Annotated in this window: 9 protein-coding genes; 3 read left to right on the top strand and 6 right to left on the bottom strand. The window is 74.1% G+C overall.

The annotated features are described in order from the left end of the window. The first annotated feature begins 181 nt into the window (after nucleotides 1-181). Nucleotides 182-1,141: a glycoside hydrolase family 16 protein gene (locus tag HCN52_RS16210; protein WP_168089160.1), complete on the top strand. Its 960-nt coding sequence runs from the start codon at nucleotides 182-184 to the stop codon at nucleotides 1,139-1,141. A gap of 81 nt (nucleotides 1,142-1,222) precedes the next feature. On the opposite strand, the gene HCN52_RS16205 is transcribed toward HCN52_RS16210, so the two are convergent. From HCN52_RS16205 to htpG, 5 genes are all read right to left on the bottom strand, one after another. Beyond that, nucleotides 1,223-2,440 carry an acyl-CoA dehydrogenase family protein gene (locus HCN52_RS16205; protein WP_338315848.1) on the bottom strand — a complete coding sequence of 406 codons (1,218 nt, stop codon included), beginning with the start codon at nucleotides 2,438-2,440 and terminating at the stop codon, nucleotides 1,223-1,225. Between the two features lie 105 nt (nucleotides 2,441-2,545). Continuing rightward, nucleotides 2,546-2,986: a cell division protein SepF gene (locus HCN52_RS16200; RefSeq protein ID WP_168089159.1), complete on the bottom strand. Its 441-nt coding sequence runs from the start codon at nucleotides 2,984-2,986 to the stop codon at nucleotides 2,546-2,548. Nucleotides 2,987-3,297: 311 nt separating this feature from the next. Continuing rightward, complete coding sequence (locus tag HCN52_RS16195; protein WP_168089158.1) at nucleotides 3,298-4,326, bottom strand: aspartate-semialdehyde dehydrogenase; 1,029 nt, start codon at nucleotides 4,324-4,326, stop codon at nucleotides 3,298-3,300. Between the two features lie 250 nt (nucleotides 4,327-4,576). Next, nucleotides 4,577-5,227, bottom strand: a complete 651-nt coding sequence (locus HCN52_RS16190) for an HAD family hydrolase (protein WP_168089157.1) — start codon at nucleotides 5,225-5,227, stop codon at nucleotides 4,577-4,579. A 138-nt stretch (nucleotides 5,228-5,365) separates the two neighbouring features. Continuing rightward, nucleotides 5,366-7,285: a molecular chaperone HtpG gene (htpG, locus tag HCN52_RS16185; protein WP_168089156.1), complete on the bottom strand. Its 1,920-nt coding sequence runs from the start codon at nucleotides 7,283-7,285 to the stop codon at nucleotides 5,366-5,368. Nucleotides 7,286-7,640: 355 nt separating this feature from the next. Between htpG and HCN52_RS16180 the strand changes: the two genes are divergently transcribed. Beyond that, nucleotides 7,641-8,546 carry an esterase/lipase family protein gene (locus HCN52_RS16180; RefSeq protein ID WP_312876729.1) on the top strand — a complete coding sequence of 302 codons (906 nt, stop codon included), beginning with the start codon at nucleotides 7,641-7,643 and terminating at the stop codon, nucleotides 8,544-8,546. A 135-nt stretch (nucleotides 8,547-8,681) separates the two neighbouring features. On the opposite strand, the gene HCN52_RS16175 is transcribed toward HCN52_RS16180, so the two are convergent. After that, the gene (locus HCN52_RS16175) at nucleotides 8,682-10,586 is read right to left on the bottom strand and encodes a PP2C family protein-serine/threonine phosphatase (RefSeq protein ID WP_312876728.1); all 1,905 of its coding nucleotides are present in this window, start codon (nucleotides 10,584-10,586) and stop codon (nucleotides 8,682-8,684) included. 301 nt (nucleotides 10,587-10,887) lie between these two features. On the opposite strand from HCN52_RS16175, the gene HCN52_RS16170 reads away from it, so the two are divergent. Further along, nucleotides 10,888-11,784, top strand: a complete 897-nt coding sequence (locus HCN52_RS16170) for a DUF4394 domain-containing protein (protein ID WP_168089154.1) — start codon at nucleotides 10,888-10,890, stop codon at nucleotides 11,782-11,784. Nucleotides 11,785-11,850 lie beyond the last annotated feature (66 nt).

The following is an 11,850-nucleotide window of genomic DNA, read 5'->3' as shown; positions in this document are numbered from 1 at the left end:
GGCGCGGGGCCCGGGCGGACGCCACGGGCGCGGGGCGGGCGTTCCGGAAACCGCCGACGCCGGTTGACGGCCCCGGTGCGGCGTGCCACGTTCGCTCGCCGGAGCGGTCCCGGGCGCAGCCGAGCCAGCCGCCGGTGCCGCAGGGCCGGTCCGCACCCCCCACCGCACGAGAGGACCAGCCATGTCCAGACGCGCAGCCCCGTCCCGGTCCCGGCGGACAGCCGCCGCCTGCGCGGTCGCCGCCGCCGCGATCGCGACCCCGGTCGTCCTGCACGGCGCGGCCGCCGGCGACCCCGACCCGGCCCGCGCCGGGGACGCCGCCGCGCAGGACGCCGCCCCCACCGCCGCCGGCGTCCTGTTCGACGACTTCGACTACACCGCGCACGACGACCCCCGGCTGCGGCAGAACGGCTGGTCGGTCCGCGGGTACGCGGGTGGCCCCGGTCTGCCCGACGCCGGGTGGAGCGCGCAGAACGTCACCTTCCCCGCCGGTGAGGGCGGCACGGTGCTGAACCTGGCGGCCTCCACCGACGGCACCCAGGCGGGCACCCTGCAGGCGGAGGTGTACACGCAGGAGCGCAAGTTCAAGGAGGGCACCTACGCGGCGCGGGTGCGCTTCTCCGACGAGCCCCGCACCGGGCCCGACGGGGACGAGGTCGTCCAGACGTTCTTCGCGATCAACGACCTGACGGCCCCCATGGCCCCCGACTACTCGGAGTACGACTTCGAGTACCTGCCCAACGGCGGGTGGGGCCAGCGCGACCACGCCATGTTCGCCACCTCCTGGGAGACCTACCAGCCCGACCCCTGGCTCTCCGACAACGAGAGCACCGTCGGTGCGGCGAGTCACGCCGGCTGGCGCGACCTCGTGTTCACCATCGACGACGAGCGCATCGTGTACCACATCGACGGGGAGCTGTTCGCCGAGCACGGCGCGTACTACCTGCCCGAGCGGCCGATGAGCATCAACGTCAACCAGTGGTTCATCGACCTCGCCCCGCTGGACGGCTTCCGGGTCTACGACCAGCAGGTGGACTGGGTCTACTACGCGGGTGAGGAGATCCTGAGCCCGGAGCAGGTGCAGGGCCGGGTGGCCGCGCTCCGCTCGGAGGGCGTCTCGTTCCGCGACACCGTCGGCTGATCGCGGCGCCGCCGCCCCGCCGCCCCGGAGCCGGACGACGCCGGACGACGCCGGGGGTGGGGCGGCGGCAGCCCGGCGCGGTCAGCGGTAGGCGGCGCGGCCGGTGAGGGCCTGGCCGACGACCAGGGTGTGGATCTCCTCGGTCCCCTCGTAGGTCAGCACCGATTCGAGGTTGTTGGCGTGGCGGAGCGGTGAGTACTCCAGGCCGACGCCGTTGGCGCCCAGGACGGTGCGGCACTCGCGCGCGACGGCGAGGGCCTGGCGGACGTTGTTGAGCTTGCCCGCGCTGACCTGCTCGGGGCGCAGCCGGCCGGCCTCCTTCAGGCGGCCGAGGTGGAGCGCCAGCAGCATCGACGAGTTCACCGCCAGCGCCATGTCGGCGAACTTGCGCTGGGTGAGCTGGAAGCTGCTGATCGGGCGGTCGAACTGGGTCCGGGTGTCGGCGTACTCCAGGGTGGTGCGCAGGCTGTCGCGAGCCGCGCCGAGTGCTCCGAAGACGATGCCGAACCGGGCCTCGCCGAGGCAGGAGAGCGGTGCGCGCAACCCCTCCGCCCCGGGCAGCCGCGCCGCGTCCGGGATCCGGACGTCGTCCAGCGCCAGCTCGGAGGTGACCGACGCCCGCAGCGAGAGCTTGTGGCCGATGTCGTGGCTGGTGAAGCCCGGGGTGCCGCGTTCCACCAGGAAGCCCCGGACGCCCTGCTCGGTCCGGGCCCACACCGTGGCGACATCGGCGATGGAGCCGTTGGTGATCCAGGTCTTGGTGCCGTTGAGCACCCAGTCGCCGCCGTCGCGGACGGCCCGGGTGCGCATGGCCGCCGGGTCGCTGCCGTGGTCGGGCTCGGTGAGGGCGAAGCAGCCGACGGCCTCGCCCGCGGCGAGTCGGGGCAGCCAGCGGGTGCGCTGCTCCTCGGAGCCGTAGCGGTGGATGGAGTACATCGACAGCGAGCCCTGTACGGAGGCGAAGCTCCGCAGTCCGCTGTCGGCGGCTTCCAGCTCCAGGCAGGCCAGTCCGTAGGCGACGGCGCCGGCGCCGGCGCAGCCGTATCCGTCCAGGTGCATGCCGAGCAGGCCGAGCCGGCCGAGCTCGGGGACGAGGTCCCGGGGGAAGCGGCCGGTCTCGAACCATTCGCCCAGGTAGGGCCGGGCGTGGTCGGCGAGGAACCGGGCCACCGTCTGCTGGATGTCCCGCTCCTCTTGGCTCAGCGTCCAGGAGATGTCGAGCAGGTCCAGCGGGTCCGCCATCGGTGCCGGGTCGCGGTCTGCCGCGGGGCGGGCCGGGGGAGTCGGGGTGGTTGTCATGCCCCCAGTACAGCACCGGGGCGTGGGACGGGGGCGGGACCGGCGCGGAGGGCGTCCGGCGGGCCCGCGCCCGCTCACCGGGGGTACCGGCGAGCGGACGCGCCGTCAGCTCTGGTTGAAGAAGCCGCCCTCGTTGCGGCGCGGGTCGCCGGAGACGACCTCGTAGCGCGCGGGGGTGAGCAGGAAGACGCGGTTGGCGACCCGCTCGATGGTGCCGTGCAGGCCGAAGGTCAGACCGGCGGCGAAGTCGACGACGCGCTTGGCGTCACCCGACTCCAGCGCCGTCAGGTTGACGACCACCGGTACGCCTTCGCGGAACAGCTCGCCGATGCCGCGCGCGTCGCGGAAGCCCTGGGGGGTGACGGTCGCGATCCGGCTGCCCTGGTGTCTCGCGGACTCGGCCGCGACCTGGAGCCGTGGGTCGGTCGTCCACGCCTCGGCACTCGAACCGGTCTCCGGTCCCTCGGCGTACTCGTCGTCGTAGTAGCGCATCTCGCGGTCATCGACCAGGCCGAGCCACGCGCTGGCCCTGCGAACCGATCCCATGGACGCCTCCTCCTCACGATCGCGGGAACACCCGCGTCCCTATCGTCGTCCATGACGCCGACAGTGCGCCAAGCAGATAGTCAGATCAGTGCCCGTCTGTGACGCTTCTCGTGCATACGATATGCCCTCGGATCAAGGGTGTTGTCGCATCTGCGCACTGACTGCCCGTTAGTTACGGGGTCGGCCGCCACCCGGGTGATGTGCAATCCCACCCGGGTGGTGCTCCTACCCGCAGCAGTGCCCCCGAAGCACCCCGGCCGGTCACCGCGCGATCGCGGTGACCGGCCGGGGTGCTGGCCGCTGAGAGGGGATCAGGCCCGTTCGGCGGCGATCAGCTCCGCGATCTGCACCGTGTTGAGCGCCGCGCCCTTGCGCAGGTTGTCGTTGGCGAGGAAGAGCGCCAGCCCGTGGTCCACCGTCTCGTCCCGGCGGATCCGCCCCACATAACTCGCGTCGCGGCCCGCCGCCTGCTGAGGCGTCGGGATGTCCGACAGCGCCACCCCGGGCGCGGCGCCGAGCAGCTCCTTGGCGCGCTGCGGGCTGATCGGCCGCTCGAAGCGGGCGTTGACCTGGAGGGAGTGGCCGGTGAAGACCGGAACCCGCACGCAGGTCCCCGAGACCTTCAGCTCCGGCAGGTCCAGGATCTTCCGGCTCTCGTTGCGGAGCTTCTGCTCCTCGTCGGTCTCCTCCAGCCCGTCGTCCACGATCGACCCGGCCAGCGGCAGCACGTTGAAGGCGATCGGCCGACGGTAGGAGTGCGGGGCGGGGAAGTCGACCGCCGAGCCGTCGTGCACCAGGCCGGTGGCTCCCTGCGCCACCGCGGCGCGGACCTGCTCCTCCAGCTCCGAGACGCCGGCCAGTCCGCTGCCCGACACCGCCTGGTAGCTGGCGACCACCAGCGAGACCAGCCCGGCCTCGCGGTGCAGCGGCCGCAGCACCGGCATCGCGGCCATCGTGGTGCAGTTGGGGTTGGCGATGATGCCCTTGGGCCGGTTCGCGGCGGCGTCGGGGTTGACCTCGGCGACCACCAGCGGCACCTCGGGGTCCAGCCGCCAGGCGGAGGAGTTGTCGATCACCACGGCACCGGACTCGGCGACCTTCTCCGCCAGGGCCCGGGAGGTGCTCCCGCCCGCGGAGAACAGGACGATGTCGAGGCCGGAGTAGTCGGCGGTCGCCGCGTCCTCGACGGTGACCTCGCCGCCGGCCCAGGGGAGGGCCCGTCCCGCCGAACGCGCCGACGCGAACAGCCGCAGCTGCTCCACCGGGAACTTCCGCTCGGCCAGGATCTCCCGCATCACGCCGCCGACCTGGCCGGTGGCTCCGACGATCCCGATCTTCATGGCCGCTCCTTCGGTGTCTGCCGTCATCTCGTACAACTCTCGCAAGTCTGCGTCGCCCGCGTCACGGCGCACGTCACCGACGGGGCCGGCGGCACCGGCTGCCGGGCGCAACCGTCCCACGGTGCCCTGCCCGCGTCCTGGCGCCCGAACCCTTGAGCTGCGTCACACCTGGTCGCGGCGGGTGCGGGCGGAGCGCGGGGCGGCGGCTCGGCGCTCCCCCGTGCTGCTGTGCGCCCGCGCGGCGAGCCGGTCAGGACGCGGCGATGAGCGCGGGCAGCGCGCGCATCTCCTCGAACACCACCGTCCGGGGGCCGGCGAGCCATGCCGCCGGGGTGAGCCCGCCGGCGAATCCGAAGCTCCGCATCCCGGCGGCGCGGGCGGCGGCGACGCCGTACTGGCTGTCCTCCACCACCGCGCAGACCTCCGGGGCGAACCCCATCGTGGCGGCCGCGTGCAGGAAGAGGTCGGGCGCGGGTTTGCCCCGTGCCACCTCGGTGGTGGAGAAGATCCGGTCGGTGAACCGGGGGGCGAGGCCGGTGACGCCCAGGGTGCGCCGCATCTTCTCGTGGGTGCCGCTGGAGGCTATGCAGAAGGGGAGGTCGAGACCGTCCAGTACCTCGCTCACCCCCGGAACCTCCGTGAGTTCGCGGTCCACGGCCTCGTTCAGGCGCTCGACGTACCGCTGGTCCCAGGTGGCGGCGGTCTCCGCGCCGAGCCGGGCGGCGATCTGCTCGGTGACCGCGGCGTTGGAGCGGCCCAGGAACCGGTCGACGATCTCCCGCTCGTCCATGGGCCACCCGAGCTCGGCGCCCAGCTCCACGTTGATGCGCAGCGCGAGGCGCTCGGTGTCCACCAGGACGCCGTCGCAGTCGAAGATCACCAGCTCGATGGGGGAGGTCACCACCCCACCCTAGCGAGCCGGGGCCGCGCCGCGGCCACCGCCCCGGGGCCCCGACCTGCCCCGCCGAGGAACGGGCCCGGGGGCCGGGACCCGCCGGCCGCCCCCGCCGGGTGGCGGGAGCAGGCCGACGGGCGGGCCTCACAGCCCGGCGGCGAGCCGCTCCGCGAGCAGCCGGCTGAACCGTGCCGGGTCGGCCAGGTCGCCGCCCTCGGCCAGCAGCGCCATGCCGTACAGCAGCTCGGCGGTGTCGCCGAGCGCCGCGTCCTCGGCGGACGCCGCGTGGGCGGTGCGCAACGCGGTGACCAGGGCGTGGTCGGGGTTGAGCTCCAGGATGCGCTTCACCGGCGGCAGCGGCTGGCCCATCGCGCGGTACATCTTCTCCAGGGTCGGCGTGACGTCGAACTCGTCACCGACGATGCAGGCGGGGGAGGTCGTCAACCGCGACGACAGCCGCACCTCCTTGACCTGCTCCTCCAGCCGGGTGCCGAGCCACTCCAGCAGCGGGCCGAACTCCTCCTTGCGCTGCGAGGCCTCCTCGCCCTCCTCCGCGTCCTGGTCCCCCGACTCCAGGTCGACCTGGCCCTTGGCGACGGACTGGAGCGGGGTGCCGTCGAACTCGCCGACCTGCTCCACCCAGACCTCGTCGACCGGGTCGGTCAGCAGCAGCACCTCGTACCCCTTGGCCAGGAAGGCCTCCAGATGGGGGGAGCTCTCCAGCCGGGCGCGGGAGGCGCCGGTCACGTAGTAGATGTGCTCCTGGCCCTCCTTCATGCGCTCCTTGTAGTCGCGCAGCGAGGTCGGGGCCTCGGCGTCGTGGGTCGAGGCGAAGGAGGAGACCTCCAGGATCGTGCCGCGGTTGTCCGCGTCGGAGAGCAGGCCCTCCTTCAGCGCGCGTCCGAACTCCCGCCAGAAGGTGGCGTAGCGTTCGGGGTCCTCGGTGCGCAGCGCCTTGATCGAGGCGAGGATCTTCTTCACCAGGCGGCGGTGCATGAGCTGGATCTGCCGGTCCTGCTGCAGCGCCTCGCGGGAGACGTTCAGCGACAGGTCCTGCGCGTCCACCACACCCTTGACGAACCGCAGGTAGTCCGGGAGCAGGGTCGTGCAGTCGTCCATGATGAAGACGCGGCGGACGTAGAGGTTGACCCCGCGCCGTGCGTCCTGCTGGTGGAGGTCGACCGGCGCCCGGGAGGGCAGGAACAGCAGCGCCTGGTACTCGAACGTCCCCTCGGCGCGGGTGTGGATGGTGCGCAGCGGATCCGACCAGTCGTGGCTGACGTGGCGGTAGAACTCGGTGTACTCCTCCTCCGAGATCTCCTCGGGGGAGCGGCCCCACAGCGCCTTCATCGAGTTGAGGGTCTCGACGGAGCGGGTGGGGGCGCCGTCCTCCTCGCGGTCGACCTCGGTGCGGATCGGCCACGGGATGAAGTCGGAGTGGCGCCGCACGATCGACCGCAGCGTGTGCTCGGCGGTGTAGTCGTGGAGGTTGTCCTCCTCGTCGACCGGCTTGAGGTGCAGCGTGACCGCGGTGCCCTGCGGGGCGTCCTCGACCGTCTGGAGGCGGTAGGTGCCCTCGCCCTCGGACTCCCAGCGCGTGCCCTCCTTCTCGCCGGCGCGCCGCGTCACCAGGGTGACCCGGTCGGCGACCATGAAGCTGGAGTAGAAGCCGACGCCGAAGCTGCCGATGAGGTCGGTGGAGACCGCCGCGTCCTTGGCGTCGTTCGCCTCCTTCAGCTTGCGGGCGAACTCCGCGGTGCCCGACTTGGCGATGGTCCCGATCAGCTCCACCACGTCGTCCCGGGACATGCCGATGCCGTTGTCCCGCACGGTCAGCGTGCGGGCGGCGGCGTCGGTCTCCAGGGCGATGTGCAGGTCGGAGGTGTCCGCGTCGAGGCCGCTGTCCCGGAGCGACTCCAGCCGCAGCTTGTCCAGTGCGTCCGAGGCGTTGGAGATCAACTCCCGCAGGAAGATGTCCTTCTCGGAGTAGATGGAGTGCACCACCAGCTGCAGCAGCTGGCGTGACTCCGACTGGAATTCGAACGTCTCGACCGTGCCGGTCACGACTGTCCTCCCGTGTTGCTCGTTCCGTGGGGGAGGCGGTCGTCCTCTCCGGGTGACCGCCCCCGGGCGCGGTGTAGCGCGCTCCGGCGCCGATCCTGCCCCGGGTGGGGCACCGCACGCCACCGGTTCGCCGATCCCGCGCCGCCGGCAGCTGTGCGGGATCGGGGCGGCGGGGCGGGTGTCGCGCCCGTTCGCGGGGGCCGGGCGTGTGTGCGAACGGTGTGCGGTTCTTCACCGTATGAAGGGTGGGCAGTCCCGTTACCCGCCCGTAGCGTGGTGCGTACTCGGCAGTAACCCGTGGTCCGGGCCGCGCGCCGTCACCCCCACCGTGCGCCTCCAGCGAGGAGACCCCATCGTGCTGTCCTGGAACCGCCGCACCCGCGTCCGCACCGCGGCCACCGCTCTGGCCCTCGGGCTCGCCGTCACCGTCCTGCCGGCCACCGCCCGAGCCGCGCCCGCCCCGACAGGGGTCGAGCCGACCGCGCCGGTCGCGCGGGCCGCCGGCGGGTGGAACGACGACGCCTGCGCCCCCTCGGCCGACCGCCCCCGCCCCGTCGTGCTGGTGCACGGCACCCTCGGCAACAGCGTCAGCAACTGGATCGGCCTCGCGCCCTACCTGGCCGACCGCGGCTGGTGCGTCTTCTCCCTGGACTACGGCCGGCTGCCGGGCATCGCCGTCTTCCACGGCCTCGGTCCGATCGAGGACTCCTCGGCGGAACTCGCCGCCTACGTGGACCGAGTGCTGGCCGTCACGGGCGCCGGGGAGGTGGACATCGTCGGGCACTCGCAGGGCGGCATGATGCCCCGCCACTACCTCAAGCACCACGACGGCGCCGCGGACAAGGTGAACGCCCTGGTCGGTCTCTCCCCCTCCACCAACGGCAGCACGGTGCACGGGCTGACCAAGCTGTTCGACCTCTTCCCGGGAGCGCGCGACGTGCTGGAGGGGCTGACGCCGGCGCTGGAGCAGCAGATCGCCGGTTCGCCGTTCCTGACGGAGCTGAACGCCGACGGCTACACCGTGCCCGGGGTCGACTACACCGTCATCGCCACCCGCTGGGACGAGGTCGTCACCCCCTACCGGAGCCAGTACATCCACGAGGAGGGGGTCACCAACGTGCTGCTCCAGGACCTGTGCCCCGCCAGTCTCTCCGAGCACCTCGCCATCGCGCTGGTGGACCGGGTGGCCTGGCACGAGGTCACCAACGCCCTCGACCCGGCAGGCGCCCGGCCGAGCACCTGCTGGTCGGTTCTCGACTGACGTCGTCGGCCGGACCGGCCCCCACTCGCCCGGCGCGCACCACCGCCCGCGCGACCGGTTCCGCACCCCGACGGGCCCGCGCCCCGGACGGCACCCGTCCGGGGCGCGCGGCTGCCCGCCGCCGCGCGGCGCGTGTCAGGACCCGTCGGCGGGGACGCGGAGCGCGAGCAGGGCGATGTCGTCGTCCGCCGCCGTGCCCGCGATCGCGTCGACCAGCTCCGTGAGCAGCTCCGGCAGCGGGGCTTCCCGCCGCGTCGCGAGGAAGCTCCCCGTCCGGGCGATCGCCACGTCCAGGTCGCCTCCCCGGTGCTCGACCAGCCCGTCCGTGTAGAGCAGCAGCAGCGCACCCGGCGGCAGGACGTGGCGGTGCGCGTCCCGCCGGCGCACGGCGACGCCCGGGTGCATCAGCGCACCGTGGTCCACCAGCTGCTCGACCCTCCCGTCGGGCAGCACCACCAGCGGCGGCGGATGGCCCGCGTTGGTCCAGCTCAGCTCCCAGCTGCTGCCGTCCGGCGGCGGGCAGAGCCGCAGGTGGGCGTGGACGAGCGTGCCGCTGCACCCCAGCCCCAGCGCCCGGTTGGCGTGCTCGAACGCGCTGACCACGTGCGCCGGGCCGGTGCCGGGATGATCCAGGTCCGCCTGGCGCAGCATGCTCCGGACCTGGCCCATCAGCGTGGCCGCCCGCATGTCGTGGCCGGTGATGTCCCCGATGGTCGCCGCCACCGTCGCCGCGCCCTCGGCGTCCTCCCCGCCCTGCGCCGCGCTCGGCAGCCGGTAGAGGTCGTACCAGTCGCCGCCGACCATGTCGATGTCGGCCGCGGGCCGGTAGTGGGCGGCGGCCTGCAGCCCCGACACCGACGGCAGGTCGGTGAGCATCGCCTCCTGCATCTGGCGCGCCACGTCCACCCGGTTCTCCACGAACAGCGCGCGTTCCACCGCCCTCGCCGTGTACCCGGCGAGGGCCGCCAGGACAGCCCGCTCCGGGTCGTCCACCTCGTAGGGGCGGTCCCAGCGCATCACCAGCACCCCGAGCGGCCCGGCCCGCCCGGGCAGCGGGACGCAGACCACGGTCTCCAGCCCCAGCGCGCGGTGCTCCGCCGCCACGCGCCGCCCGTAGCCGGTGGCCATCTCCCCGCCACCCGCCACCGTCACGATCCGGTTCTCCCGCGCGGCGAGGGCCGCCGGGTGCCGCTCGCCGAGCGGTACCCGAGAGCCGCCCGTCCCCGCCGGTTCGGGCGTCAGCCGCCGCAGCACCCCGCCGTCGTCCACCATCACCCGGACGTGGACGGGCCGCAGCACCAGCGTCACCAGGTCGTGGACCTGCCGGTCGACCTCCGCGAGGCCGGTGGTGTCGGCCAGGGCGTCCGCCGCCCGCAGCAGCAGCTCCGACCGGGCCAGGGCGTTCTCGCTGCGCCGCGCCAGCCCGTCGGCCCGGGTCCGCGCCGCCGCCTCGTCGCGGTGGACCTCCTCCCGGCGGCGGGCGGCGATCCGCAACCGCAGCTCGGCGCCGCACGCCGCCGCCAGCTCCGTCAGCAGCGCCAGCTCCCGTCCGCTCCATGCACGTGGCCGGTTGTCGAGGGCGCAGAGCGCACCGAGGACGCGGCCCGACCGGTCGGTCAGCGCGACGCCCGCGTAGGCCTGCACCTCCGGTGCCAGGGCCACCGGGTCGGCCGCCGCGTGACCGCCGCTTCCCGCGCCCCCGGGTGTGGCGTCGGTGCCCGGGGCGGCGGCACGGGCGCGCTCCACCACGACGGGATCGCCCCCGTCCACCACGCCGCCGCAGAGCGCGAGGGGCGCCGCGAGGCTCCGCTCCCGCGCCCAGGGCGCGTGGCTGCCGGCCAGTCCCGGCAGTATCTGGCGGTCCGCCGTCACCAGCGCCACCAGCGCCGCGGGGACCTCCAGCACATCCTTCACCAGGCGCGCGAAGCGGTCCATCCCGGCGTCGGGGTGCGCGGACAGCCCCGTGTCGCGGACCGCCCGCAGCCGCAGCCCGTCGCCCACCGCGTCCGGGGCGGTCGGTCGCCCGTTCCTACCTGTCACAACTGCTCCTCGGGAGCCGCGTTCCTTTCCTCCGGTGCCCACCTGGCGGAGGCCGGACGCCACGCTAGCCGACGCCGTACCGGCGGCCGGGCGGCGGGAGTGCCCGCCCCGGGGCGTGCGCTCACCCGCACGGGTGGCGTCGCGGCCCGATGCGCTCCGATCGCCCAGCCTCAGGCCCCGCGGCGCCGAAGCGCCTGTACCGACCCGCCCGCGAGCGGCACACGGCCCGGGGCGCCCCGCGGCTCGGTGCCGCAGCGGGCGGGACGACGGACACGCCACGACTGCACGAGGAGACCCCACCATGCGCAACCGCCTGCTCATCGGCCTGCTCACCGGCACGATCGGAGCGGCCCTGCTCGGCCAGCCCTCCGCCTCCGGAGCCGTCGCCCCGGCGGCCGGGGCCGTCCCGGCCGCCGAGTCCGCCCGCACCGGAGCGCCGGTCGCCCTCGGCCTCGCCGGGAACACCCTGGTCCGGTTCCACGTCGACGACCCGCGCGGCGCCGTGCCCCTCGGCCGCGTGCAGGGGCTGCGCGGCGACACCCGGCTGATCGGCATCGACCACCGCGTCCAGGACGGCCGCGTCTACGGCGTCGGCGACCGGGGCGGCATCTACACCCTGACCGACGGCACCGGCCTCGGCGAGCGCGGCCTCGCGCGGGCGGAGAAGGTCTGCCAGCTGAGTGTCGCCCTGGACGGGGAGTACTTCGGCGTCGACTTCAACCCCGCCGCGAACCGGCTCCGGGTCATCAGCGACACCGGCCAGAACCTCCGCCACAACATCGACGACCCCAGCGGCACCCCCGCGCCGGGCGTCACCGTCGTCGACGGTCCGCTGACCAACCCCGACGGATCCGTCGCGACGGGGGTCACCGCGGCCGCGTACACCAACGACGACCTCGATCCGGCCACCGCGACCACGCTGTTCGACCTCGACACCCGCACCGACCAGGTGGTGCTCCAGTCGCCCGCCAACGCCGGGACGCTCGCCCCCACCGGCGCACTGGGCGTCGACGCCGGGCCGGACGCCGGGTTCGACATCCGCACCGACCCCGAGACCGGCGCCAACACCGGCTGGGCGGTGCTGCGCACCGACGGCCGGGAGCGGCTCTACGGCATCGACCTGCTGGCCGGCGGCGCCGACCTCGTCGGCACCTTCCCGCGCCACCTGCGGGTGACCGACCTGACCGTGCTGCCGTAGGCCGACCGCCGGCCAGCAGGTCGATGCCGTAGAGCCGCTCCCGGCCGTCGGTGCGCAGCACCGCCC

It is taken from the genome of Streptomyces bohaiensis (genome assembly GCF_012033785.1).
Classification (GTDB): Bacteria; Actinomycetota; Actinomycetes; order Streptomycetales; family Streptomycetaceae; genus Streptomyces; species Streptomyces bohaiensis.
This window is presented reverse-complemented; position numbering and strand designations above follow the sequence as displayed.